Here is a 23,770-nt window from a genome sequence, read left to right as displayed (position 1 = left end):
AGCCAAATACATAGTAAAATAGGCTCAAACGCTTGCCCCTGCTGCTTCTTTACTACCATTTCACAGGTATCCTTAGAAAAAATATTGAAATAAAATAGATTTTATGAATAAATTTGAACAATCAAGTAGCTACTTTTAAAAATTTAAAAAATGAGCAATAAACCCGCTACCTTATTTGACAAAGTATGGGATTCGCATGTTGTCAGGAAAATTGAAGATGGCCCGGATGTATTTTTTATCGATCGCCACTTTATTCACGAAGTAACCAGCCCTGTTGCTTTTCTTGGTATGGAAAGCCGTGGACTGAAAGTGATGTTTGCTGAGAAAACCTTTGCCACAGCAGATCACAACACGCCAACGATTAACCAGCATTTACCGGTAAAAGACCCGCTTTCCGCCAATCAGCTGAAGGCACTGGAAACTAACTCCAACAAATATGGTATCTCCCATTGGGGATTAGGTAATCCCAAGAATGGTATTGTGCACGTAGTAGGTCCGGAAAACGGTATCACCCTCCCTGGTATGACCATCGTTTGTGGTGACTCTCACACTTCCACCCATGGTGCTTTTGGCGCCATTGCATTTGGTATTGGTACCTCTGAAGTAGAGATGGTACTTTCTTCCCAGTGTATTATGCAGCCGAAGCCGAAGAAGATGCGTATTAACGTAACAGGTAAGCTGGGTAAGGGTATTACACCAAAAGACGTTACGCTCTATATTATATCCAAACTCACCGCTGCCGGCGCTACCGGTTACTTTGTAGAATATGCGGGCGATGTGTTTGAAAACATGAGCATGGAAGGTCGTATGACCGTTTGCAACATGAGTATTGAAATGGGAGCCCGTGGTGGTATCATTGCACCGGACGAAACTACCTTCAATTATATCAAAGGACGTGAGAAAGCGCCTAAAGGAGAAGCATGGGACAAAGCCCTCGCCTACTGGAAAACGCTGAAAACAGAAGAAGGTGCTGCCTTTGACATGGAATATACCTACGATGCGGCAGACATAGAACCCATGATCACCTACGGTACCAATCCGGGTATGGGTATGGGTATTACCAAACATATTCCTGCCGCACTGGTGGGTGACAGCAAATCCAGCTACGAAAAGTCATTGCAGTACATGGGCTTCCATGAAGAAGAAGCCATGCTCGGTAAAAAAGTAGACTACGTATTCATCGGCAGCTGCACCAACGGACGTATTGAAGACTTCCGTGCATTTGCCTCTATTGTAAAAGGAAGGAAAAAAGCAGAACATGTAACTGCCTGGATCGTTCCCGGTTCACATATCGTAGAACAACAGATCAAAGAAGAAGGTATCCTGGATATACTGACAGAAGCAGGTTTTCAGCTGCGTCAGCCCGGATGTTCTGCTTGTCTGGCGATGAACGATGACAAAGTACCTGCCGGCAAATACGCGGTAAGCACCAGCAACCGGAACTTTGAAGGCAGACAGGGACCAGGCTCCAGAACAATGCTGGCCAGTCCGCTGGTAGCGGCAGCAGCAGCAGTAACCGGTGTGGTAACTGATCCGAGAGAACTGATTGCTTAAACCCTTTCCTATTCAACAATAATCACGATACAACTCAAAAAATGGCTTACGATAAATTCACAATATTGAGGAGTTCCGCAGTACCCATGCCAATTGAAAATGTGGACACGGACCAGATCATTCCCGCACGTTTTTTAAAAGCCACAGAGCGTACAGGTTTCGGTGATAACCTGTTCCGCGACTGGCGCTACGAAACAGATGGCACACCGAAAAAAGATTTCGTTTTAAACAATCCTATCTACACCGGTAAAATCCTGGTAGGTGGTAAAAACTTCGGTAGCGGCAGTAGCCGTGAGCACGCTGCATGGGCCATCTACGACTACGGATTCCGTTGCGTAGTATCCAGCTTCTTTGCCGACATCTTCAAAAACAACTCTTTGAACGTAGGCTTATTACCTGTACAGGTAAGCCCTGAGTTCCTGGACAAGATCTTTACTGCCATCGAAGCAGATCCAAAAGCGGAAGTGGAAGTTAACCTGGAAGCACAAACGATTACGATCCCTGCCACCGGAGAAAGTGAATCCTTTGCCATCAACAGCTACAAAAAGCTGAACATGATGAATGGCTATGATGATATTGATTATCTGCAGGCCATGAAAGACGAAATAAAATTATTCGCCGACAAGAGTCTGTACTAAACATTCCATACAAACGATTATGCCAGTGACCCAGCGCCACGTTGAAATAATGGACACCACACTCCGCGATGGTGAACAAACCAGCGGTGTTTCTTTTTCACCCTCTGAGAAGTTAACCATTGCACAGCTTTTACTGACAGAAGTAAAAGTTGACAGGATTGAAATTGCCTCAGCCCGTGTATCTGACGGTGAATTTGCGGCAGTTCAGGCAATTACCCAATGGGCAAAGGAAAATGGTTTTTTAAATAAAGTAGAGGTATTAACCTTTGTGGATGGTGACGTATCCGTACAATGGATGCTGCAGGCCGGCGCCAAAGTAATGAACCTGCTCACCAAAGGCTCGCTGAATCATTTAACCCACCAGTTAAAGAAAACACCAGACGAACATTTTGCGGAAGTAGCAGCCGTTATTAAGCTGGCCAATGAAAAAGGGCTGGAATGCAATGTGTACCTGGAAGACTGGAGCAATGGTATGCGACATTCCCGGGAATATGTTTTCCAATACCTCGATTTCCTGCAACACCAGCCTGTAAAAAGGATCATGTTACCGGATACACTGGGCGTACTCACCCCGGATGAAGTAAAAGAATTTGTGTCTTCCATTGTAACGCGCTATCCGGACATCCATTTCGATTTCCACGCACACAATGACTACGACCTGGGCACCGCCAACGTACTGGAAGGTGTAAAAGCCGGCGCCCATGGCATTCATTTAACGATTAACGGGATGGGAGAAAGAGCAGGCAATGCCTCGCTGGCCAGCGCCATCGCGGTGCTGCACGACTTTTTACCTTCCGTGAAAACATCCGTAGTAGAAACCTCTCTGTATACTGTCAGCAAACTGGTAGAAACGTTTTCCGGTTTCCGCATAGCGGTGAACAAACCTATTGTAGGCGAAAATGTATTCACCCAAACTGCCGGTATCCATGCAGATGGTGATAAAAAGAATAAGCTTTACTTCAGTGACCTGATGCCGGAACGTTTTGGCCGTCAGCGTAAATATGCACTGGGTAAAACCAGCGGCAAAGCCAATATAGAAAACAACCTGCAACAGCTGGGCATTAAACTGTCGGACCCCGATCTGAAAAAGGTAACGCAGCGTATCATTGAACTGGGCGACCGGAAAGAAGTGCTGACGCAGGCGGACTTACCCTATATCATTTCCGATGTACTGGACAGTAACCGCATTGAGGAGCATGTGATCCTGGAAAACTATGTACTCACCCACTCCAAAAACATGAACCCCTCTGTTACCATCAGGATTTCTATTAACGGCGAAATCTTTGAAGAGCATTCACAGGGCGACGGACAATACGATGCGTTCATGAATGCCCTGAAAAAGGTGTATAAACAGCTGAAGGTGGAACTCCCACCACTGGCCGATTACGCCGTACGTATTCCTCCCGGTGGTAAAAGCGATGCGTTGTGTGAAACCATCATTACCTGGGTAAGAAATGAAAAAGAATTCAAAACCAGGGGGCTGGATAGCGATCAAACCGTATCTGCTATCAAGGCAACACTGAAAATGCTGAACTTAATTTAAACTTTACCAACAATAACTGAATGGCAACCAAACATATATTAATCGTTCCAGGTGATGGAATCGGACAGGAAGTAACCGCAGTAGGAAAAAAAGTCCTGGATAAAATTGCTGCAAAGTTCGGACATACCTTTACCTATGACGAAGCACTGATCGGGCATGTAGCCATTGAAGCTACCGGCAATCCTTTACCGGATGAGTCGCTCGAAAAAATGAGGAACTCAGATGCGGTATTATTCGGCGCGGTAGGTCATCCGAAATACGACAACGATCCTTCCGCTAAAGTAAGACCGGAACAAGGTTTGCTGAAAATGCGCAAGGAACTGGGACTGTATGCCAACCTCCGTCCTATCAAATTATTTGACGAATTATTAGGTGCTTCCAGCATCAAACCTGAAATATTAAAAGGTGCGGATATCCTGTTCTTCCGCGAGTTGACCGGTGATATATATTTTGGAGAGAAGGGAAGAAAAAACAATGGCGACACCGCGTACGACATTGCTGAATACAGTCGTTATGAAGTGGAACGTATTGCCCGCAAAGCTTTTGAAGCCGCAAGAACCAGGAGAAAAAAGCTGTGTTCTGTAGATAAAGCTAACGTGATCGAAACCTCCCGTCTCTGGAGAGAAGTAGTACAAAAGGTAGCCCTTGAATATCCGGATATTGAAGTAGAACATCAGTTTGTAGATGCCACTGCTATGTTGCTGATAAAAGACCCACGCCGTTTTGATGTGGTAGTTACCGCTAACCTGTTTGGTGATATCCTGACCGATGAAGCCTCCCAGATAGCCGGTTCTATGGGCATGCTGGCCTCCGCCTCTATCGGCGATGGTACCGGCGTATACGAGCCTATACATGGCTCTGCGCACGACATTACCGGCAAAGGTGTAGCCAACCCGCTGGCCTCTATCTTATCTGCCGCCCTGCTGCTGGATATTTCCTTTGGCATGAAAGCAGAATCTGATGAAGTAATCAGCGCAGTAGATAAAGTGTTGAAAGCCGGTTTCCGTACACGGGATATCGCCGATGCACAAACACCTGCAGATAAAATTCTTGGTACAGAAGCCATGGGTGCAGAAGTATTGAAATTTTTATAAGGAATTGGATATATAAAAAAGGGCCTGTAGGTTTAAAACTTACAGGCCCTTTTTCTTCTTACAGCTGACCATATCCCTACTAATCTGTATATTTACTGTATATCCTTGCATATGGCAGACTTTAAACTTGATAGAACAGCATTTAAAATCAGAACTTTCGAAGAAGCTGATGCAGCAAATGTATTTGGCAAAGACGTTCCATATACAGAACGCTTACGTCAGGCATATTATCTAATATCTCAAGCATATGGGTTTTCGATGTCTGATCAACCCAAATTGGATAGAAAATATTTCAGCAGCAGGAAACTTAATGCGTAAATGGGGACTATTTTCAATGATGATTTCAGAGAGTTTATTCACGCAATGAATAATCAGAACGTTGAATACATTCTGGTTGGGGGATATGCAGTGATACTTCATGGATATCGGAGAGTAACCGGGGATATGGATATTTGGGTGAATAGAACTAAGGACAATTATTTGAAATTGACCCGCGCATTTCTGGAGTTCGGTCTTCCCGTCTTTGATATGACTGAGCAAAAATTCCTAGATGCGGATAAAGCAGATGTCTTTTCATATGGACGACCACCAGTAAGCATTGATATTATCACAAATCTTAAAGGGGTTGAATTTGATGATGCTTATCATCAGTCACAGATTTTCAATGAAGAGGGGTTGATGATAAGATTTCTGCATCTGAATAATCTGATTGATGCCAAAAAAGCTGCCGGCCGGCATAAAGACTTAGACGATATAGAGAAATTAACTTCAGGAGGGCCACACGATGAAGTATAGTTAACATAATTGCATTTGCATAATAGCAAGAGGGTGCCTCTCTTTTTTTTAGAGACACCCTCTTGCTTTTGCCTATAAGCACCGCTTTTTTTACGGCAGCGTAGTCAGGTTCACCGTAGGTGTAAGACCATTCGCCGTCCGCGTAAAGCTGGTATTATAGTTTACATAGTTGGCAAAGAAACCACCGTTTTTCAGATAGAAAGCGCCGGTAGAGGCATCGATGCCACCCGCATAATCCCTGCGCTGATCATTGGTAGCTGTGGCATCGGCAGTGAAGTAACCGCCGGTGAGCTCTGTCCAGGTACCGGAAGTAGATCGTACCCATTGGTTGTTAAACAGCACTCTTCTTCCGTAGTAACCATTGTTGTCGATAAAGTTTTCCAGGAAAGAATGGGCACCGGTATAATAGCTCACGGTATTAGGTCGCTTCCAGGTAGCCAGGAAGCGCCAGGCGCCTGTTTCCGGTGTATAGATCCAGGAAGAGTAATCTGTGCCGCCTGTGCCATCCGGAACGATATGTGTGAGGAATTTATAGGTGGTTCCTGCCTGCCAGTTGAAGAGCAGGTAGCTTTGTCCACCGGTACCTTCGCCGCCGAATGAATTATCTACTACATTGGGGCCTTTTCTTACTAACGTGGTCTTACCTACGGAAGGGTCCCATACAGAAAACAATACCCTTCTTTCGGTGGCACTGTTTACCTGGATGCCGCAATAGCCGCCGGAGAAACCATTACTCATAAAATAGGAACCTATTTTATCTTCTCCGGTGGGCACCGTTAATTCGTTGTAAAACCATTCTGCCGTAGTACCGGAAGGGATGGTATAATTCATGTGCACGGAGGGGCCGCGTCTGGACCAATAGTAGTTGGCGGGATCGTTGGCATATACCACATTATTGGCCGTAGCAGCGCCGCTGATAACAACATGGGAAACATCGCCGAAATAGCTACCGGTTTTGGTAACGCCCTGCACATCTACTTTTACATAGCCGGCTGCGGTGATGTTAACCGATCCGATGCTGTAGGTCGTATAGGCGTTGCCGGTAACTGTTTTGGTAAAGGCAGTACCATTTACGGTTACTTTGATGTTACTCGTACCCGAAGGCACTTTCATTTTAATGGATACATTCAGCGTACCGGTGAGGGCCAGCCGGAAATAGGTGCTGGTGATGGCGCTGGCGCTGGTCCAGTTACCCAAACCATTGCTGGTGATTACTTCTGCCCCACCCGTTGCCGCGGTGGTTACAAATGCGTTTCCGGCCAGGGGCACATCATAACTGGATGCGGCAGGTACAGAAAGCGGAGTAACAAGTCCTGCTGCATTGGCGGCAGGTATTGTCTCTTTCAGGTTTTTGCTACAGGAAAAAAATAAAAACGTGGATATGGCAAATGCATACCACATACGGGAATTCATTTTCATTGTCAATGTTTTTAATTGGTTTTGGATAGACAAAAAGTGCTTATAGACAAGGTTTTTCATGCAAGTGAAAACGCCACCTGAGATGGCTCATAAAGACAGCGGGTTGCTTTTTCATGTTCACGGAATTACGGCATTATTTATATGCCTTGTTCAGCATCTGGTTGTTTGCTCATGTTCACATTGATATAATCAAGATAAGTATTTTATTTTAAAAATCCTAGTGTGATGCCTTTAGTAGTTCCGCAAATCCATCGGAGTCAGGGCTTTGATAGGTAATACCGGTAATATGGCCGTCTGACATCGTTATAATCATGGGATAGATGGCTTTTGCTTTATCAGGATACACGATCACATTAGCCGTATCCAGCAGCACATGGGAGCTGCCCATCACTTCACTGCCTAACTTTACTTTTAATAGTTTCGAGGATTGTATACGTGTAAAAATATACCGGATGTTTTCATTGGTGGCATAATGCTTCTTTACAAAGTCTTCCGCCGTACTAATACAGCCTTCGCATCCCTGGTTGGGAATAATAACGTAACTCCCTGCTGGCAGGGTTTTGGTATCTATCTTTTTAATGACGCTGGTCAGCTGCCCGTACTGCTCTTTACAGCTGTTGGCGAAAAGCATGAGCAGCAAAAATACCATTCCCTTACATGTTAGCTTTGCATTGAACATATTGAGCGATGTTTTGATCTTTATTACGAAGATTAAGAAAATATACACCGGCACGGGTAACAAAAAAATTATCCAATGCCAGCCCATCCGGTAGTTGTCCTTCTCCCAGGTATTTAAAATCATGGTCAAAAGCAATCAGGTAACCTTGCTTTCCGGGTAACGGCATTGCGCCTGTTTTGTCGGGTACCAGAGGCTTTTCCAGCAGGCGGTAGTAGCGATCCTGGTAGGGGTCGTAGATAATATTCCGGTACGATGGTGTACCCAGGTAGTATTGTAACGCCACCTCCGCATCCAGTACTTTCTCATTACCTTTTGCAAGGCCCATGGAGGTAATGCAGATGCTGTCAGCAGAACCGGCGACTACAGTCTTTATGCTCCAGTTGCTGTCGATGACATAGAGATGATGATCAGCAGGAAGACTCAACACCATTTCTTTCGTATGTGCGTTGTAGGTAGTGTACGGCGTGCGCAGGTGGGATCCACCCCAATTGTGCTCCCGGTATACCTCAGAATAAGGAACATGGTAGGACGGTGTGCCGGTGGTCCTGTCAATGGCAGCAAAAATCGTACGTCCATTAAAGTTATCCTTTTCTTTTTCTCCCAGCAGGAATCCCGCGCCAATAATTTTATCTGCTTTAAAAAAGACAGGTGAAGAAGGACTGGCATAAGGCGGTGCCGCTTCTATGCCTTGTGGCATTCCGGCTATTTTATTCAGAAACGTGAGCTCTTTATACACTGCTGCTTTAGGAATATTATAAAAAGATAATTTGGCTGATCCATAAGCATACAGGAGAAGGCTATCCGGAGAAATATAATTAAAGTACGTGACTTTCTCTTTCAGGTTCACCTGGCAAAGGATCTCCGGGTTAACTACCTGCCCCGGTGTATCTATTGTATATTTCAACAGGCGCTTGTTATAGGTATCCAATGAATACAGGGTATGTCCCTGTTCATGATAATCGATGGGGGTAGATATGCCCATCACCATCATGCTATCCAGGAACAGGTTCAGGGTATCATTAAAGGATAAACGTAGTGGCATCACTTTCTCACTTGCCTTACTACAGTTTGACCAGGTGTTGATATTTTCATTATTACAGGCGCTGATGGTTACCCAGCAAAGTAACAGGAACAATGATGATCGCATAGCATTTTTTAACAGGATAGTAGATATCAGCAGGTAAATAAACAAGCTATTTACCTGCTGATGAATGAGCTGTTACTGTACGTAGTAAGTACAGTCTGTTGTTAATGGATCTACAGGTGTTACACAATCATAGTGGTATACACCATTTACAACGGTAATTCTGCATTTGCCACGCAGTCCGTGGTGATCGTCCGGGCATGGTTTTCCGGAAGTGGCGCCGGATAAGAACAGCATAGCAGCTGAAATAGCCACGCAACAAAAAACAAGGGTCTTTTTCATATTATATAGTTTAAGTGTGAGAAAAGCACAGACGTTGAGCAACAGGATGGTCAGGTGTATTGCCGGTTTTACCGTTTTCATTGCCACATGTGCACGCTGCATCCTACCATAACAAAAACGATAATGATTCCAATAGGTGAATATCAGCAGATAGATAAACTGGCTACTTACCTGCTGATAAATCAGCCGTTAATGTAAATACACGGAGCAGTCGGTGTCTAAGGGATCTACTGGTGTTACACAATCAAAATAATAAACGCCATCAATCACGGTCGTTCTGCATTTGCCACGCTTACCGCGGTGATCGTCCTGACAGGGTTTTCCGAAAGTAGTACCGGATAAAAACAGCATAGCGGTTGAAATAGCTACACAGCAAAGAATAAGGGTCTTTTTCATATTATATGTTTTGAGTTGATGGAAAGCAGTACATGCCGAATTAACAGGTAACCGGGTTAACGGTCAGACAGTACATTAATTTAAGTATGTTGGCTGCCATCAGGCTGCAGTGGAAATATTAAGCCTGGTAGCCCATATTCACCAGGATGAAAAAGAAAGCCAGTAGCGCAGGGAATACTAACCATGCATAAGTAGCAGAAGGAACTTTCCTTTTACACATCTTCCCAATGGCAAAAAGCAGTAATGAAAAAAACAGCATATAGAGGGCAAACGGGATGATACGGCTTAAAAGATAGGTCTGCGGATGCGCATGTACATAAATTGCTCCTTCTACGGCAGTGCCGTTGTAAAAGTTCATGGCCACAAAGGCTACGGGGACAGCCAGGATAAAAAGCAGTAATCGTAAGGCGGGAAAGATTTTTGTCTGGCGGGTAGTATCTGAAAGCATGTCCGGTGTTGAATCTTATTAAAGGAAACGTGATCCGCTTCATGGGTGAAGATAACTATATTTGAATGAAAAGGTACTTTTGGGTCCCTTATCGGCTTTGACGTAATTGCCCCGCTAATTGTCTTAATTACACCTGTTCCAATTTACTTTTCCGCTGTAAGTTTGTTGTGTCATCTAAAAACAACGTGTATGAACCCGGAAGTTACTCAGTATATTGAAAAGTTACAGCCCTGGCAAAAAGAAGCTGCCACCACCCTTCGTAAAATGGTCCTTAAAACGATTCCTGACGCCGAAGAGCGGCTTCAATATGGCAAACCGCACTATCTGAAGAACGGGCAGTATGCCGCCGTTATTTCGGCCGCAAAAGACAAATTATCGTTTATGTTGTTTAATGCCACCGAACTGGCAGAAATAAAAGGTTACTTTCAATCCACCACGGCCCCTGACCGGAAAACTGCTACCATTAAAGATGGCCAGGCAGTAGACTACAAACAGCTCGGCGATTTCTTAAAACAAAGCAGTAAATCACTCTAAATAATATATTACATGAGAAAGATTGTTTCGTTTATGCATGTTTCCCTGGACGGCTTTGTTGCCGGTCCCAATGGAGAAATGAACTGGATTAAGGTAGATACCGACCTGTTTGACTATGCTGCTGACCGTACCAACGCGGCCGATACGGCCCTGTACGGCCGCGTCACCTATGATATGATGGATGCTTACTGGCCCACGGCAGCAGAAAAACCAAATGCCAGCAAACATGACATTGAGCACGGCACCTGGTATAACCAGGTAGAAAAGCTGGTTATATCCAAAACCCTGGAGGGACAAAAAAAGGATAAAACCACGATCATCGGCCATGACATCAACAAACAGGTGAGTGAACTTAAAAATAAAGCAGGGAAGGAAATCATTATATTTGGCAGTCCCAGCGCCACACAAACGCTGATGGCGGATAACCTGGTGGATGAATTCTGGCTATTTGTGAACCCAATATTACTGGGAGAGGGTATTCCTTTATTTAAAAATATTAAGACCCCGGTATCATTGAAGCTTCTGAAGACCACTGCATTTGCCAGCGGAGTAGTGTGTTTGCACTATGAAACTGTAAAATGATATTGAATTGGGTAAACCCCGAATAACGGCGTATGTGCTACGCCGTTATTCGGGGTTGTTATTTGTAGGATTGTAAATCTTTCTCCATTGCTACCACAACTTCCTGCAATACTTTTAATATCATGGCCCGCTCTGCGCTGCTAAGCGCGTAAATAACTTTGCCGTCTTTCTCTTTGATGTCCTTCAATCTTACTTTTCTATAGAATGTAGGGACACTCCAGTTACATTCTTCACACACCTTTTCCCTGAAAGAAACCGGTAAGCGGGACAATAATGTGTGCAGGTTCAATAATACATTTTGCGCGTTACTCATCATAAATAGTTTTAAGTGATTGTTTGGATGTATGGAGGGCAACGCGATGGAAGCTTTATGCATTGATCAGGTATACCGCCTCGATCAGTTTTTCAACACTTTCATAAATAGTAAAAATGGATCTGTTGTCTGCCGCCATTCTATTACCAGCAATGGAAAAATCATAAAGTTGGCATTAGAAAATTCAACGCTGCATTCTCCTATAACAAAGCTGACATAAGGAGGCATCATGTATGTATTTTGAGCAATATTGTAGTCTTACCATGATAGCTCCCCAAATGTTAGATCTAATGCTGGTTTTCAAAAAATACTTTACATTAGTCTCCTTAATTCTAGAAATGAAACGACTTTTCTTCTTCTCGTTCCTATTGCTCGCATTCCAAAGTATAAAGGCACAGGACAACCGGACCATCTCCATCACATTAGATGCCAGCAAGGCCAGTTACTTTACCACTGATCCCATTATCCGGAAACAGGTGGATAGTGCATTCAAAATGGCTGCCGCCGTATTCAACTCTGCTGAATTCCAGAAAGAAATTGGCAATATGACGTTTAACTGTAAAAGCTACTGTAAAGGATGCGCCAAAATACCCGCTGCCACTGAGGGACGGATATCAGGAAAAACCGTGCTGGATACATTATTTAAAGAGCGCGATGTGAAAATGGGATTTGAGTTAAAAGAGAAAGATGGTCCGCTCGGGTTAACAAGTCCAGGCGCTTATTTCACGACCGCCTGGTACGGTCCTATCCAGGAAAACATGCCAGAGTTCCATTCTTTCGCCTATGCACTGACGGCCAACCTATGTCATGAATACATGCACCAGGTAGGCTTTTGCCACCTGTATTGCATGGGCGGCTGGCTCTGCAATCCTAAAAAGAGACTGAATGAAAAAAACAATAAGCCCGATGAGAAATTTATTGGCGAAGATGTGACCTACAAAGTAGGATGGGCTGTCTATTACATCCTGATGGACTGGAAGAAAAATGGTATAGATCCGTTTAAAGGCAGGTAGAAAACCGGGAATGGAGCGGGTATGCCCCTGCTCCATTCCCCAGTGTCATCTGTCACTATTCTTCCCTGGCAATTACTTCCTCCTCTACCGGCACGGCCGCTGCTTTCAATTCCAAAGCCTTCATCTTCCGGTCGTAACCCCGTTTCAAAAACCGCATGATAAATGGAATAGCGATTAAGAGCGTACGGCTCATGCTATGAAAGGGCAACAATAATCCCAGCAGGAACACGCCCATGAAAACAGCAGGAACTGTTAGCGCTCTCTTTTGCTGATACTGCACAAACAAGCGGTTGTCCAGCCCTTCACTCAGCTGATACTTCGGATTGCTGATATATCTCCATAATACCACAATCATACTTCCTGAAAAAGCTATGTTCAGTGTGTATATCAGAAACGGGCTAATGAAATTAGAGCCTGCATACTCGCTGTCCAGCGCCGTACTGAATGGAAACAATACGATGGAAACCAAAAAGAGTAAGTTAAGCCATAACAGCCCCGGATTGTAGTTTACCAGGTAGCCCATCAGCTGATGGTGCACCGTCCAATACAATCCAATAAAGAAAAAGCTGACAAAAAAACCAAGGAACTTAGGCGCTAGTTCCAGGTAGGTATCAATGACCTGCGCCGTGGTATACTCCGGCAGTAAATGAGGGATCTTTATTTCAATAATTAACAGCGTGATGGCAATGGCAAATACGGCGTCACTGAAAAGAATCAGGCGTTCAAGCTGAAAGGCTGTTTTGGAATGAGACATACGGTGGCTACAGTTAAGGTTGTTTTGTATTGGTTGATTGATTATTTATTTCGCCCAAAAGTACAATTCATTTATTATTCTTCATTCACATATTTGTTGGACTTATGATTACCTGCAAAAACGTATTGTCATTATGTAGGTTCCGTCTAGCCTATGCTTAGCACCCGCTAAGTACCTATAGAAGCACTGCAGGAGAGGTGGACTTGATGCGGGGATGAGTTCCGGATATATAACCCCGATGAAATGGTATCAGAAGACGGATGGAGGTCAGAAGTAGCCATAGTAGGGCTGCTTCAGTATCACGCTGTAGTTGAGGGAAGATATATACTATTGAAAGGAAGCAGGTATAAAGGGATTATTCATCAAAATATCTCCAGAGGGCAAGAGCGCTTTATTCCAGTTGAATAACGGCTGGATATGAGTGCGTATAGGTAAGATTGGGTAGCAATCTTGTCCGCTTTGGGTAGGTACGTTTACGAGCATATTTGGGTGCTTGTGGCGCTGCCACCGCAATAATATCAGCCGCCATATATTGTCTGCTGCGCGATGGGCCATCCTTGTACATCGCTCTTACCTGGAAAACCACTACCAGTGAACCCTGCCCGGGTACATCCAGCGAAACATTTGTTTCCTGGAAAGTGGTATCGGGGGCTATCATGAGCGTTACCGTTTCGCTACCCGTCACCTGGCGTGATGTAAAATCAATACGCGTGGCGATCACTTTTACTTCCAGCGCAGCAATGCCTTTATACCCGGCGATGGTTTGTGCGGGAATATTTAATATCCCGCTGGGGAGAAACCGGGGAGCCACTGTAAAAAAACGATCTACTCCGGTATGCTGATTGAAACGGAAACCTGTGACGGCGGCATGATGATCGCCGGCAGCAATGAGCAGCCTGTTGAGCCGATTGATGTGGGCGCCATCACAATGGATATCCAGGTGGCCGTAGAAAGCATGACGGATAAAAGCACCTTTCCTGCTGGCGATGCCGAAACGCCTGGATGCGCGGCGGGTAGCAGCCGTTTGCTGCACACTTTCCGGCATGCTGCGCAGGAAGTATTGGCCATTGCGCTTATACCCAATCAGAGAACCGAGTTTTCCCGTAAACGGAATAATAGACATTTGTTTTGCCATGGGAGATTATTTTGATTACTATAAATATAACATAATTCGGGGAACGTGTTTTCGGGACAGATGGAAGATTGGCTAAAGGGAGTATAATCGTTATTATATAATATTCAAAGATGGTGTAGCAAGGATTTGAGAATGACAAATGCGAGTGTATTGGCCTTTAGAGCATATTGAAATTGGCATGCCCTGGCATTTAATGCGGAGTTAGTTCCCTCCTACCGCTCCTATTTAAAAAATACTTCGTAAGTCCTTACATTTACCGCAGGTGTAAATACATTCCATAAAGCCATGAAACTAGCTACATTTAAGTATTAAATTATCCCATAATGAAAAAGGAATGCACCTGGCTATTTGCCCTTATAATTTCCGTAATAACTTACATAAATAAAAGCTACTCACAGGCAAAAACGCCGATTTTCAATATTAGTGGTCAGCTCGCCTCTGCAGAAAATGCCCCGGTTAAAGAGGTAGTAATCCAGTTGCTGCATGCCGGAGATAAAAAGCTGGTGAAGATAGAGTATGCTGACAGTCTTGGTAAATTCAACTTCGAACACATACCTACCGGCACTTACCTGCTGTTAACGCAAAGTATGTATTTTACCCCCTACCAGTCAGCCCCTTTTTTGCATGATAAAAACACAGCGCTGGGCACCATCGCCTTACAGGCTGGCAGCACCCGTTTGAAAGAAGCGACGATCGTAGCCAGCAAGCCCTTTGTGCAACAGCAATACGACAAAACAATACTGAATGTTTCCGGCTCCATTTCCTCCGCGGGTAGTACCGCCCTGGAAGTACTGGAAAAAGCCCCGGGTATTACCATTGATCAGAATGATAATATTGCCATGCGGGGGCGCCAGGGCGTGCTGGTAATGATTGACGGCAAACAGGTGCCCATGTCAGGACAGGACCTGGCCAATATGCTGAGGAATATGTCCGCTAACCAGATAGAGACCATCGATTTGATTACCAACCCCTCCGCCAAATACGATGCGGCGGGCAATGCCGGCATCATCGACATACGCCTTAAAAAAGGTAAAAAGTCCGGTACGAATGGGAATGTGTCGCTCAGCTATGGACAAGGGATGTATCCTAAATTAAATCCTTCTTTTAACTTCAACAGTAAACATAAAAACCTCAATGTATTTGGATCTTATAATTACAGCTGGCGGCAGGAAGTGAATGACCTGACCATATACCGGCAGTTCTACGATGACAAAGACAAATTTACCGGTGGTATTAATTACAACAACTTCTTCAAATACCAGAGTAATGTTCATAATGCCCGTTTAGGCGCCGACTACAACATTGGAAAAAATATTATTGTTGGATTTGCCGCCAACGGCATATTCGTTGCCAACAAGATAGGAACTAACAGTGTGGCACATACGATGGATGCACAGCAGCAGCCTACCGGCTCATTTACTACCCTGGGTAATAATCTTCCTAACAGGAATAACGGGAGTATTAACCTGAACTACAAGCATACACTGGATACCAGCGGCAGAGAGATCACCGCGGATCTGGATTATGCCCGCTTCAGCTCCGATGAAACACAACGTTATAATACGCACTACTTAGATGTAAATGATATAGAAAACAGGCCCGCCTATTCGCTTTTTGGTGATTTAAACGGCAACCTGAGTATCCGGTCTTTCAAAGTAGATTATACGCAGCCACTGAAAAACATTGACGTTAAACTGGATGCAGGCATAAAAAGCAGTTGGGTACAATCAGATAATGATGTGAAATTCTTCGACAGAAGTAATGGCGGCAATAAGCTGGATAGCGGGAAGAGTAATCAGTTTATTTATAAAGAGAATATCAACGCGGCCTACGTAAATGCTTCAAAAAAATGGAAGCATCTAAGTCTGCAGCTGGGCCTGAGAGTGGAAAATACCAATGCCAACGGCAAACAGGTCATCAACTCGGAAACATTCAACCGGAATTATACGCAGCTTTTTCCCAGCGGCTATGTGGGCTACGAATTCAATGAAAAACATGACCTGGGGCTGTCTATGAGCCGCCGGATAGAACGCCCCTCCTACCGGCAGTTAAACCCGTTCCGCGTATTCCTGGACCCGCTCACATCTGCCACCGGCAACCCTTTCCTGTTGCCGGAAATCACGAATTCATTTGAGCTGACGCATACTTTCAAGGAACAATACATTACCAAAATAGGCTACAGCCGGACAAAAGATAATATGCTTACCATTTTGGCGCCGGATGTGCAACCCGGCACCGTGTTGCAAACCGATAAGAACCTCGCTAAATATGACTACTACAATTTCAGTTTTGGCTTCCCGGTAACGATCGGCAAGTGGTTTAGCAGCACGAATACGGCATTAGTCTACTATGGCCGCTACAGTGGCAACCTGGCAAATACCAACCTGGATGTAAGCCGCGTAGCTTTCAATTTCAATTCCGTGAATACGATTACCGTTAACAGTGTTACTACACTGGAAATTACCGGCAACTACGAAAGCAGGACCTACTACGGCTTCCTCGATGTGGGCAGCTTCTGGTTCATCAATGCCGGCGCCCAGCGGCAGCTGTGGAACCGGAAAGCATCTCTCAAAATAAATGTCAATGATATCTTTTTCACCAACCAAACCAATGCTGTTACCAGGCTTACCGGTTACGGAGAAACGTTTAAACAGAAAAGAGATACCAGGGTGGCTACCATTACGTTCAATTATAAATTTGGCGGCACTACTTCCGGTAATGCCAGGAGGAAAACCGGCGGTGCAGATGAAGAAAAGCGAAGGGCCGGATAAAAATTTATAAATTCACCCCATGAACTTAGTTAATGAACTGGAAGAACTGGCGCTCGCTACCCGTTTAAAACGGCTGAGCGAGCGCCTCTCTCAGGATGTAAGCCTGATATATAAAGAGTCTGATCTGGATTTTGAAGCGAAATGGTACCTGATACTGGAGCTCCTGAGCCGGCAGAAAGTAATGGCAGTAACGGAAATATCGGCGGCCTTGCAATTAAGCCACCCTGCGGTGGTACAGTTTGCCGATCAGATGCTGGAAAACGGCCTTATTAAAACCACCACCGATAGTAAAGATGCCCGGAGAAGATTGATTTCACTGACGCCGGCAGGAAAACAAATGCATAAAAAGATAGGGCCTATTTTAAACGTCATCAAGGAAGAAAACAGGAAGTGGCTGGCAACCGCCAGCGCAGACCTGTTACAGGTACTGACCGAACTGGAAAAATCTTTAGACGAACGCAGTATGTATAAGCGTATAAAAATTAACCTGGTAGAAAATGCCTGAGGCTATACGATGCCCAGGTGAGTCATCACGTTGTTCACTATCCGGTCGCACCTGATGAGATGGAAAGGGAACACCAGGTCGTTTTTGTAGTAGTCGGATATTTTACCACGCAATATCAGCTTGGCCCTCAGCAGCCGTACTTTGACATTGACCGCGGAAATATTCAGCACCTGGCTGGTTTCAGTGGTACTCAGCTGCTCGATTTCGCGCATCACAAATACCAGGCGGTATTTCTCTGGAACCTGCAACAGCGCGTGTTCTAACGCGGTACCTAATTCCTTGTTGATTACTTTTGTCACCGGAGATTCTTTTATTTCGGCCATGCTGACCGAATGATGATCATCTAATACAGACATATCTTCACTTACCACTTTCTTTCTTTTCTTCAACTGCTAACTGCACTCGTTAATCAATATTCTTTTCAGCCAGGTGCCGAAAGCAGACTCTTGTCTGAAACTGGCCAGGTGCTGGTAGGCATTGATATAAGTCGTCTGCATCACATCTTCTACGTCTGCATCGTTATTCAGGATAGACATCCCCAACCTGAAAAGACTTGTATTGTGCCGGCGCATCAGCTGCTCGAATTGTCTTTTGTCTCCTGCCAGTATCTTATTGATAATCTCGTTGTCAATATCTGCTGCTGCTAGCGAAAGTGGGCTCATGATTTATTATTGGATGATCAATTACCAGAAAAGTTACAAAAAAAGCTGACATTTTTGTAACCCTTCCCACTTTTTGTGCTCTAATAGAGGAAGGGCCTTGCCGGCGAAAATAAAAATTGATGCCGCATAGTACCTTTTAACCCATAATCAGTACTATTATTAACCGTTAAAACCTGTGCTTGCCAATGACCAGAAGTAAGATTTTCAACCTGCAAGGGATCAAAATGCCTGAACTGACCCATGAACGCATGCAGGAACTAAAACAAACGCCCAAGGGAAAACTGATTACGGGCACCGGTATCGATGCCTTTCCTGACCTATTGAAGCTGATGGAAACCTCCCTGCATGATCAACTGGCCAAATACGACCATATGAAACGCACCGGGCAGGACAGCGCCAAACGCAAACTGCTGCTGATGGAAATGTTAGAGGATCATTTGTATTGGGAGTTTGCTTACCATATGATGTTTATCAAATGGCGGGAGCAAAAGGTGAGTAAGGCTTCGTAAGAGGACGTTTTCTTTTACATTTCTGCAAATACCTTTATTACCTTTTGCCATAAACCTCTTCTGCATGATCGCGCCTGTTGTGTCTTCACGTTTTATTTTACTGCTATAGTAATGCCTAAATATATACATTTGTAACCAAATGTAAGGCATGGAGAACTACAGCATCGTCATCTTTATTCTGGCTATCATGATTGTGCTGTCGGCTGTGGCAGACAAGATAAGACTACCTTACCCGGTACTACTGATTACCGCTGGTATTGGCATTGGCTTTATTCCTGCACTACCTGACATCACGCTGAATCCGGAAGTAGTGTTCCTGCTGTTCCTCCCTCCCCTGTTATACGATGCTGCATTTAACATCTCACCACAGGAATTCAAAACCAATTTTAATACGATCGGCACGCTGGCCATCGGGCTTGTTTTTATTACCGCAGCGGCTATTGCCGTAGCGGCGCATTACCTGATACCTGGTATGAGCTGGCCGCTGTCTTTTGTTCTGGGTGCTATCTTATCGGCTACAGATGCGGTGGCTGCCATGAGCATCACCAAAGGTCTGGGGCTGTCACATAAAACCATTACCATCCTGGAAGGAGAAAGCCTCATCAATGATGCTTCTGCACTGGTAACCTATCACTTTGCTATTGCAGCGGCCATGGGGACGGCCTTTGTGTTCTGGAAAGCTTCCCTGGAATTTATTGTCCTGATGGCAGGAGGTGTATTGGTGGGGCTTGTAGTCAGCAGACTGCTGGCGGTAACCCTTAAGATGGTACATAAAAACGACCTTGTCACCATCAGCTTTATGCTGCTGATGCCCTTTGTTACTTACCTGATGGCAGAAGAAATACATGTATCAGGAGTGATTGCGGTAGTGGTCCTGGGGATAATGATTGCCAGGGTAAGCAATAAAGTTTTTCCGGAGAAATTAAAGCAGCAATCCAGATCCATATGGGATATTATCATATTCCTGCTGAACGGACTTATCTTTATCCTGATAGGATTACAGTTTCCTTATATCATTAAAAGTATTCCTTCCGACATGATATTCCCCTATATAGGATATGGATTTATCATTACCCTGATAGCGCTGGTCCTGCGCATGGCCAGGGTGTTTTCACAACAACTCAACTTACAGCAGGCCTTTAAAAAAGGTAAAGGACGTATCACAGAAAATGCCCTGCTGGATTTTAAAAACAGCTTAATCATCAGCTGGTCCGGAATGCGGGGCATCGTTTCCCTGGCCATCGCCATTGGCTTGCCTTTAACGCTGGATGAAAACCGTCCCTTTCCTGAGCGCAATCCGATTATATTTATTTCCGTGGTAGTGGTACTGATTACCCTGATAGGGCAAGGTGTGTCCCTGCCCTGGATTGTAAAAGCAGTGAAGCTTACACCAGCCGTTAAAAAAGAAGCGGAGGTAAAACATCAGCATTCATAAGGACTGCGTTTAAAATAATCCTTCCGTAAACTGTTTTACGGATTCCAGCATGTTCGGTAAACAAGTATTGGTAGTCGTAAGCGATGTAAGCGTACCCTTTGATTGAACAAATCTTACCTTGCTAACATAGCAATCATGCTGTAAAGGAGTTAGTATCGTTAGTATAAGGGTATCATTTCTCTTCTCCCAACTACCCAGAAAATCAATGGCTGGTTTTCGCTTATAGCGGGTATCCCAGCTGCTGTACTTCAGTTGAAAAGTACCTTGTTCCTTTAATATCAAATCCCATTTGTTTGTAACTGTATATGTAACTGCACAACGCTGTTCGCTATGAGAATAGAGGCTATCGGAATAAATGGGATAGAATGGCGTCAGAAAAGATAAAAGCAAAATAATCATTGGTTATTTTTTAGGGAGATTAAATACTCCTGATCGTATAACTTCCTGCGGGCAATTCAAACGAAGCATATCCATTTTGCACCCCTTTCTTTTTCAGGTGCCCGCTTACTTCCTCCACGTGTTTGGCTTCCTGCTCCGGCAGCTCCACTATTGCCGTGCAATTGGGTGGTATGGTTACCTGCAGTGTCAATTCTTTTCCATCACGATGCCATACCGTTTTAATAATCCCGGCAGACGATTCATAGGAGGCACGTGCCCAATCCATCTGGGAAGATGTTAACAGCGGTGGCCTGATAATAAAATGCTGATAGCCTTTGTCTGACGAGGGATCGCGGCGTATCCCCGCTACCCCATTGATATACCAGGCGCCCGGGTAAAGAAAAGAGCTGTGCAACAGGGAATGACCTGGCAGATTTTTTTCCCACATTTCCCAGATAGTGGTGGCATCGTTGGCTTTCATATAGCCCCAGCCGGGATAATCTGTCTGAGATGTCATACTGTAAATCAGGTCATCGCGACCTTCATCCCGCAGCAGTTTAAATAAGAGGGCACCACCGGTGATGCCTACATGAATATGTCCTTTACGGATCACGAGTATTTCTTTTTCTAGTCTGTGCATTACGGCTTCACGTTGCGCAGGAGGAGGTACTTCCGCCAGCAAGGCCGCTGCCATATTGGCCATGGAACTATCTGAATAGCTGTTGTCGGCAGCATTGTAGAAGCGGGCATTGATAGCACGACTGGATACATCTGCCTGCTGTTCCCATTGTGTGGCTTCGGCTGTTTTACCCAGTACCCTGGCTATTTTTGCGGCAGTACGTAAATTAAATACGCGGTAGCTGTTATTTAAACAGACCGTTTGTGGTTTATTGTTGTTCATGCCTTCGGCGGTAGCACCTGGCCACAGCCAGTCTCCCAGGAAATCCCAGGGGCCGCCAAATCTTTGCAGCAGGTTGTCTTTGGTTTGTGTATCCAGGAAAGCCAGCCATTCTTTTATCATCCCGAAGTTCTTTTCCAATATCCTTTTATCTCCTTCCTGCTGATATATAAACCAGGGTAGCGTTACCACAATGCCTCCCCAGGAAGGGCCGCCACCACCCATATAAGTAGGTGCGGTATGCGGCAATATCCCTTTATGGAGATAACGACCGCTCATGAGCCCTTTATGCGCCCAGGCCGTATCATACATGTTACCTACGATGGATTCTGTCCCCTGCACATCGCGCCAGTCTTCCATCCACTTGGTATAAAAGGCACCCACATGATAGTTAAACATGCCCGTTTCGCAGGTAGCATGTGCATCGCCGCCGTAGCCCAGTCTTTCGCGCTGGGGACAATCTACGATGTAACCACCGATCGATAAATTTTCGTAGGTCCAGCGCACCCGGTCGTAGATCCAGTTCTGCAAAGAATCTGAACAGGCAAAGGTGGTAGAAGGCTCATAGGCGGTACGCACCAGCCAGCCACGGATATCTTCCAATACAGGTGGCTCTTTCAATCCCACGATAGTGATCCATCTACCGGAGCTGTAATTAAAGTGATTCCGGAAAACGCCCTCGCCTGTGTTACCTATAATGTAGGCGCTATGTAGTCCGAAGGTCATATTCACCTGCTCCCGTTCTGAATATAAAAACGCTATTTTATCGCCGGGTTGTCCGTGTACGCGAACAGAAGTCCAGCCGGCAAAGTTTACCCCCATATCTACCAGGTAGTTGCCGTTGGCGAGATGGGTTACGGAGACGGGCTTAATTTCGTTCAGTACTTTGTTAGGTTCCACCATCTGTGCAGATAAGAGCAAAGAGGGATTGTATACCGTTACCTTATGCCAGCTGCTTTCATCGCAGGCGGTGGTGTTCCAGTCTTTCACTTCTTTATTGGCATCCCATAGTTCTCCGCCCATATGGTTGGAATCCCAAACGCCCAGCAGTTTATTGGGGCTTGGATGGGTAAGCCAGGAATCATCTGTTTTAAGAAGCAATACAGGCGTTTCTCTGGCTTTGTCGTACACAGCGCCCTGTGCTATCACGATCGGCGTTTGTGGCTTCCCTGGCATGATATACGGACCAAATATTGACCAGGAAGTACCCAGCCAGATGGTGATCACATTTTTCCCGGGGTGTAGTTCACTGGCAATATCGTAGGCTATGTACCGTGCTCTTTTTGTATGATTGGTAACGGCAGGCGCCATTACGCCATCGCCGATTTTTTTACCGTTGACATATAGTTCATGAAATCCTACAGAAGCAATGAAGATATTAGCCTTCTCCGGCGCCACTTTCAACTCAAATGTTTTCCTTAGCCAGGGATCTGAAATATTACAGTCTTTCTGATGCGGATCAAATAGTTCATCGGTGCCGATCCATTTTGCTTTCCAGTCGGCCGCTTGTAATAAGCCCGTGGTCCAGTGTGCAGGCGCACTCCAGGAAGATACCTGCCCTTTTTCATCTTTCACCGCTACCTTCCAGTAATATGCCTGATCGGATTGCAAGGGCTTGCCATTATACTCAATATGCTGCATCTCATCTGAACTCACCCAGCCAGACGACCATATCGTTCCTTTATTTTCGTCCAGCTCCTTTTTGGTAGCAGCTACCAGTATGCGGTAGGCGGTTTGCCGTTGGGCGAAAGCATTGGTATCAGTTGCCTGCAGGGTCCAGCTTAAGCGTGGGTGTAATTCGTCAATGCCCGGAGGATTGACCAGGTATTCGCAGCGCAGGTTGTTTGGCAGTACGGAACAGCGATCCGTGGCAAAGGCGGTGGTGGCGCAGAGAAGCAGCAACAGCCAGGTATAACAAATCCTTCTTGTCATAATAACGCGGAGCTTTAGGTAGCAAACAAAATACAAAATGGTTTTTAACTCTTTTTAATATTTATCTAACGAATATTAAATTAGGATGACAAGATGAATAGATGGCTGAACCGGGCACCATCGGATAAAGCATTCCAACAAAATAACGGTATGAAAAAATATTCGGTTAAAGAAACCCTCAACGCGGCTGACAAAATAGTTAGCATTGCCAACATTTAAAACATACCAATGAGGCGGCAATCCATTCACCACCTTGCCACTACCCTCAAAAAAATCGCCCCGCCCCCATTAATTATCATCTAATTTCCATTAACTTTAGTAACAAATCCGGTTCCCCTATTTTACCATTCCCCGGTA

Annotated in this window: 26 protein-coding genes; 13 read left to right on the top strand and 13 right to left on the bottom strand. The window is 45.0% G+C overall.

Annotation, left to right across the window (positions count from 1 at the left end):
- Window positions 1–150: 150 nt before the first annotated feature.
- From leuC to AB4Z08_RS16295, 6 genes are all read left to right on the top strand, one after another.
- Window positions 151–1,554 (top strand): 3-isopropylmalate dehydratase large subunit, encoded by a 1,404-nt coding sequence (leuC, locus tag AB4Z08_RS16320; protein ID WP_441574825.1) that lies wholly within the window; start codon window positions 151–153, stop codon window positions 1,552–1,554.
- 41 nt (window positions 1,555–1,595) lie between these two features.
- On the top strand, window positions 1,596–2,192 hold the full coding sequence (leuD, locus tag AB4Z08_RS16315; RefSeq protein WP_441574824.1) for a 3-isopropylmalate dehydratase small subunit: 597 nt from the start codon (window positions 1,596–1,598) through the stop codon (window positions 2,190–2,192).
- A gap of 19 nt (window positions 2,193–2,211) precedes the next feature.
- Window positions 2,212–3,735 (top strand): alpha-isopropylmalate synthase regulatory domain-containing protein, encoded by a 1,524-nt coding sequence (locus AB4Z08_RS16310; protein WP_441574823.1) that lies wholly within the window; start codon window positions 2,212–2,214, stop codon window positions 3,733–3,735.
- Between the two features lie 20 nt (window positions 3,736–3,755).
- Window positions 3,756–4,829 carry a 3-isopropylmalate dehydrogenase gene (gene leuB / locus AB4Z08_RS16305; RefSeq protein ID WP_441574822.1) on the top strand — a complete coding sequence of 358 codons (1,074 nt, stop codon included), beginning with the start codon at window positions 3,756–3,758 and terminating at the stop codon, window positions 4,827–4,829.
- Window positions 4,830–4,940: 111 nt separating this feature from the next.
- Complete coding sequence (locus tag AB4Z08_RS16300; protein ID WP_441574821.1) at window positions 4,941–5,147, top strand: hypothetical protein; 207 nt, start codon at window positions 4,941–4,943, stop codon at window positions 5,145–5,147.
- The gene (locus AB4Z08_RS16295; RefSeq protein ID WP_441574820.1) at window positions 5,148–5,624 is read left to right on the top strand and encodes a DUF6036 family nucleotidyltransferase; all 477 of its coding nucleotides are present in this window, start codon (window positions 5,148–5,150) and stop codon (window positions 5,622–5,624) included.
- 90 nt (window positions 5,625–5,714) lie between these two features.
- Here AB4Z08_RS16295 and AB4Z08_RS16290 read toward each other — a convergent pair whose 3' ends face one another.
- The 6 genes from AB4Z08_RS16290 to AB4Z08_RS16265 form a co-directional block, all read right to left on the bottom strand.
- Window positions 5,715–7,043: a DUF3472 domain-containing protein gene (locus AB4Z08_RS16290; protein WP_441574819.1), complete on the bottom strand. Its 1,329-nt coding sequence runs from the start codon at window positions 7,041–7,043 to the stop codon at window positions 5,715–5,717.
- Window positions 7,044–7,260: 217 nt separating this feature from the next.
- Window positions 7,261–7,692 (bottom strand): hypothetical protein, encoded by a 432-nt coding sequence (locus AB4Z08_RS16285; RefSeq protein ID WP_441574818.1) that lies wholly within the window; start codon window positions 7,690–7,692, stop codon window positions 7,261–7,263.
- 4 nt (window positions 7,693–7,696) lie between these two features.
- Window positions 7,697–8,869: a DUF4221 family protein gene (locus AB4Z08_RS16280; protein ID WP_441574817.1), complete on the bottom strand. Its 1,173-nt coding sequence runs from the start codon at window positions 8,867–8,869 to the stop codon at window positions 7,697–7,699.
- 72 nt (window positions 8,870–8,941) lie between these two features.
- On the bottom strand, window positions 8,942–9,148 hold the full coding sequence (locus AB4Z08_RS16275) for a hypothetical protein (RefSeq protein WP_441574816.1): 207 nt from the start codon (window positions 9,146–9,148) through the stop codon (window positions 8,942–8,944).
- Between the two features lie 189 nt (window positions 9,149–9,337).
- Window positions 9,338–9,544, bottom strand: a complete 207-nt coding sequence (locus AB4Z08_RS16270; RefSeq protein WP_441574815.1) for a hypothetical protein — start codon at window positions 9,542–9,544, stop codon at window positions 9,338–9,340.
- A gap of 118 nt (window positions 9,545–9,662) precedes the next feature.
- Entirely contained in the window at window positions 9,663–9,992 is a 330-nt protein-coding gene (locus AB4Z08_RS16265; RefSeq protein WP_441574814.1) for a hypothetical protein, read from the bottom strand.
- Between the two features lie 189 nt (window positions 9,993–10,181).
- Here AB4Z08_RS16265 and AB4Z08_RS16260 point away from each other — a divergent pair, with 189 nt between their 5' ends.
- A complete protein-coding gene (locus AB4Z08_RS16260; protein WP_441574813.1) occupies window positions 10,182–10,526 on the top strand; it encodes a DUF1801 domain-containing protein in 345 nt (114 codons plus the stop codon).
- A 12-nt stretch (window positions 10,527–10,538) separates the two neighbouring features.
- Complete coding sequence (locus AB4Z08_RS16255; RefSeq protein ID WP_441574812.1) at window positions 10,539–11,108, top strand: dihydrofolate reductase family protein; 570 nt, start codon at window positions 10,539–10,541, stop codon at window positions 11,106–11,108.
- Window positions 11,109–11,166: 58 nt separating this feature from the next.
- Here the strand turns inward: AB4Z08_RS16255 and AB4Z08_RS16250 are convergent, their stop codons facing one another.
- The gene (locus AB4Z08_RS16250) at window positions 11,167–11,421 is read right to left on the bottom strand and encodes a hypothetical protein (RefSeq protein ID WP_441574811.1); all 255 of its coding nucleotides are present in this window, start codon (window positions 11,419–11,421) and stop codon (window positions 11,167–11,169) included.
- A gap of 338 nt (window positions 11,422–11,759) precedes the next feature.
- Between AB4Z08_RS16250 and AB4Z08_RS16245 the strand changes: the two genes are divergently transcribed.
- The gene (locus tag AB4Z08_RS16245; protein WP_441574810.1) at window positions 11,760–12,434 is read left to right on the top strand and encodes a hypothetical protein; all 675 of its coding nucleotides are present in this window, start codon (window positions 11,760–11,762) and stop codon (window positions 12,432–12,434) included.
- A gap of 55 nt (window positions 12,435–12,489) precedes the next feature.
- On the opposite strand, the gene AB4Z08_RS16240 is transcribed toward AB4Z08_RS16245, so the two are convergent.
- Both AB4Z08_RS16240 and AB4Z08_RS16235 read right to left on the bottom strand, forming a co-directional pair.
- Window positions 12,490–13,188 carry a TMEM175 family protein gene (locus AB4Z08_RS16240; protein WP_441574809.1) on the bottom strand — a complete coding sequence of 233 codons (699 nt, stop codon included), beginning with the start codon at window positions 13,186–13,188 and terminating at the stop codon, window positions 12,490–12,492.
- A 391-nt stretch (window positions 13,189–13,579) separates the two neighbouring features.
- Window positions 13,580–14,323 carry a hypothetical protein gene (locus AB4Z08_RS16235; protein WP_441574808.1) on the bottom strand — a complete coding sequence of 248 codons (744 nt, stop codon included), beginning with the start codon at window positions 14,321–14,323 and terminating at the stop codon, window positions 13,580–13,582.
- Between the two features lie 323 nt (window positions 14,324–14,646).
- On the opposite strand from AB4Z08_RS16235, the gene AB4Z08_RS16230 reads away from it, so the two are divergent.
- Together AB4Z08_RS16230 and AB4Z08_RS16225 are read left to right on the top strand one after the other, a co-directional pair.
- Complete coding sequence (locus AB4Z08_RS16230) at window positions 14,647–17,094, top strand: outer membrane beta-barrel protein (RefSeq protein ID WP_441574807.1); 2,448 nt, start codon at window positions 14,647–14,649, stop codon at window positions 17,092–17,094.
- Window positions 17,095–17,113: 19 nt separating this feature from the next.
- Window positions 17,114–17,599 (top strand): MarR family winged helix-turn-helix transcriptional regulator, encoded by a 486-nt coding sequence (locus AB4Z08_RS16225; RefSeq protein WP_441574806.1) that lies wholly within the window; start codon window positions 17,114–17,116, stop codon window positions 17,597–17,599.
- A 2-nt stretch (window positions 17,600–17,601) separates the two neighbouring features.
- Here AB4Z08_RS16225 and AB4Z08_RS16220 read toward each other — a convergent pair whose 3' ends face one another.
- Entirely contained in the window at window positions 17,602–17,988 is a 387-nt protein-coding gene (locus AB4Z08_RS16220) for a sigma-70 family RNA polymerase sigma factor (protein WP_441574805.1), read from the bottom strand.
- A 3-nt stretch (window positions 17,989–17,991) separates the two neighbouring features.
- Window positions 17,992–18,261 carry a sigma factor gene (locus AB4Z08_RS16215; RefSeq protein ID WP_441574804.1) on the bottom strand — a complete coding sequence of 90 codons (270 nt, stop codon included), beginning with the start codon at window positions 18,259–18,261 and terminating at the stop codon, window positions 17,992–17,994.
- Window positions 18,262–18,446: 185 nt separating this feature from the next.
- Between AB4Z08_RS16215 and AB4Z08_RS16210 the strand changes: the two genes are divergently transcribed.
- Window positions 18,447–18,770 (top strand): hypothetical protein, encoded by a 324-nt coding sequence (locus tag AB4Z08_RS16210; RefSeq protein ID WP_441574803.1) that lies wholly within the window; start codon window positions 18,447–18,449, stop codon window positions 18,768–18,770.
- A 148-nt stretch (window positions 18,771–18,918) separates the two neighbouring features.
- Entirely contained in the window at window positions 18,919–20,205 is a 1,287-nt protein-coding gene (locus AB4Z08_RS16205; RefSeq protein WP_441574802.1) for a Na+/H+ antiporter, read from the top strand.
- A gap of 9 nt (window positions 20,206–20,214) precedes the next feature.
- Here the strand turns inward: AB4Z08_RS16205 and AB4Z08_RS16200 are convergent, their stop codons facing one another.
- Both AB4Z08_RS16200 and AB4Z08_RS16195 read right to left on the bottom strand, forming a co-directional pair.
- Complete coding sequence (locus tag AB4Z08_RS16200; RefSeq protein WP_441574801.1) at window positions 20,215–20,604, bottom strand: hypothetical protein; 390 nt, start codon at window positions 20,602–20,604, stop codon at window positions 20,215–20,217.
- A 19-nt stretch (window positions 20,605–20,623) separates the two neighbouring features.
- Window positions 20,624–23,413, bottom strand: coding sequence for a family 78 glycoside hydrolase catalytic domain (locus AB4Z08_RS16195; RefSeq protein WP_441574800.1), 2,790 nt, complete (start codon window positions 23,411–23,413; stop codon window positions 20,624–20,626).
- Between the last annotated feature and the right edge of the window lie 357 nt (window positions 23,414–23,770).

It is taken from the genome of Chitinophaga sp. RAB17, assembly GCF_052114225.1.
Classification (GTDB): Bacteria; Bacteroidota; Bacteroidia; order Chitinophagales; family Chitinophagaceae; genus Chitinophaga.
This window is presented reverse-complemented; position numbering and strand designations above follow the sequence as displayed.

What these genes read in the sequence shown, in the direction of transcription:
- AB4Z08_RS16230 (WP_441574807.1), top strand. Translation starts at nt 14,647, where the DNA reads ATGAAAAAGGAATGCACCTGGCTATTTGCCCTTATAATTTCCGTAATA.
- AB4Z08_RS16280 (WP_441574817.1), bottom strand. Translation starts at nt 8,869, where the DNA reads ATGCGATCATCATTGTTCCTGTTACTTTGCTGGGTAACCATCAGCGCC.
- AB4Z08_RS16265 (WP_441574814.1), bottom strand. Translation starts at nt 9,992, where the DNA reads ATGCTTTCAGATACTACCCGCCAGACAAAAATCTTTCCCGCCTTACGA.
- AB4Z08_RS16195 (WP_441574800.1), bottom strand. Translation starts at nt 23,413, where the DNA reads ATGACAAGAAGGATTTGTTATACCTGGCTGTTGCTGCTTCTCTGCGCC.
- leuB (WP_441574822.1), top strand. Translation starts at nt 3,756, where the DNA reads ATGGCAACCAAACATATATTAATCGTTCCAGGTGATGGAATCGGACAG.
- AB4Z08_RS16215 (WP_441574804.1), bottom strand. Translation starts at nt 18,261, where the DNA reads ATGAGCCCACTTTCGCTAGCAGCAGCAGATATTGACAACGAGATTATC.
- AB4Z08_RS16235 (WP_441574808.1), bottom strand. Translation starts at nt 14,323, where the DNA reads ATGGCAAAACAAATGTCTATTATTCCGTTTACGGGAAAACTCGGTTCT.
- AB4Z08_RS16225 (WP_441574806.1), top strand. Translation starts at nt 17,114, where the DNA reads ATGAACTTAGTTAATGAACTGGAAGAACTGGCGCTCGCTACCCGTTTA.
- AB4Z08_RS16290 (WP_441574819.1), bottom strand. Translation starts at nt 7,043, where the DNA reads ATGAAAATGAATTCCCGTATGTGGTATGCATTTGCCATATCCACGTTT.
- AB4Z08_RS16260 (WP_441574813.1), top strand. Translation starts at nt 10,182, where the DNA reads ATGAACCCGGAAGTTACTCAGTATATTGAAAAGTTACAGCCCTGGCAA.
- AB4Z08_RS16285 (WP_441574818.1), bottom strand. Translation starts at nt 7,692, where the DNA reads ATGGTATTTTTGCTGCTCATGCTTTTCGCCAACAGCTGTAAAGAGCAG.
- AB4Z08_RS16295 (WP_441574820.1), top strand. Translation starts at nt 5,148, where the DNA reads ATGGGGACTATTTTCAATGATGATTTCAGAGAGTTTATTCACGCAATG.
- leuC (WP_441574825.1), top strand. Translation starts at nt 151, where the DNA reads ATGAGCAATAAACCCGCTACCTTATTTGACAAAGTATGGGATTCGCAT.
- AB4Z08_RS16245 (WP_441574810.1), top strand. Translation starts at nt 11,760, where the DNA reads ATGAAACGACTTTTCTTCTTCTCGTTCCTATTGCTCGCATTCCAAAGT.
- AB4Z08_RS16255 (WP_441574812.1), top strand. Translation starts at nt 10,539, where the DNA reads ATGAGAAAGATTGTTTCGTTTATGCATGTTTCCCTGGACGGCTTTGTT.
- AB4Z08_RS16210 (WP_441574803.1), top strand. Translation starts at nt 18,447, where the DNA reads ATGACCAGAAGTAAGATTTTCAACCTGCAAGGGATCAAAATGCCTGAA.
- AB4Z08_RS16250 (WP_441574811.1), bottom strand. Translation starts at nt 11,421, where the DNA reads ATGAGTAACGCGCAAAATGTATTATTGAACCTGCACACATTATTGTCC.
- leuD (WP_441574824.1), top strand. Translation starts at nt 1,596, where the DNA reads ATGGCTTACGATAAATTCACAATATTGAGGAGTTCCGCAGTACCCATG.
- AB4Z08_RS16300 (WP_441574821.1), top strand. Translation starts at nt 4,941, where the DNA reads ATGGCAGACTTTAAACTTGATAGAACAGCATTTAAAATCAGAACTTTC.
- AB4Z08_RS16310 (WP_441574823.1), top strand. Translation starts at nt 2,212, where the DNA reads ATGCCAGTGACCCAGCGCCACGTTGAAATAATGGACACCACACTCCGC.
- AB4Z08_RS16205 (WP_441574802.1), top strand. Translation starts at nt 18,919, where the DNA reads ATGGAGAACTACAGCATCGTCATCTTTATTCTGGCTATCATGATTGTG.
- AB4Z08_RS16270 (WP_441574815.1), bottom strand. Translation starts at nt 9,544, where the DNA reads ATGAAAAAGACCCTTATTCTTTGCTGTGTAGCTATTTCAACCGCTATG.
- AB4Z08_RS16240 (WP_441574809.1), bottom strand. Translation starts at nt 13,188, where the DNA reads ATGTCTCATTCCAAAACAGCCTTTCAGCTTGAACGCCTGATTCTTTTC.
- AB4Z08_RS16275 (WP_441574816.1), bottom strand. Translation starts at nt 9,148, where the DNA reads ATGAAAAAGACCCTTGTTTTTTGTTGCGTGGCTATTTCAGCTGCTATG.
- AB4Z08_RS16200 (WP_441574801.1), bottom strand. Translation starts at nt 20,604, where the DNA reads ATGATTATTTTGCTTTTATCTTTTCTGACGCCATTCTATCCCATTTAT.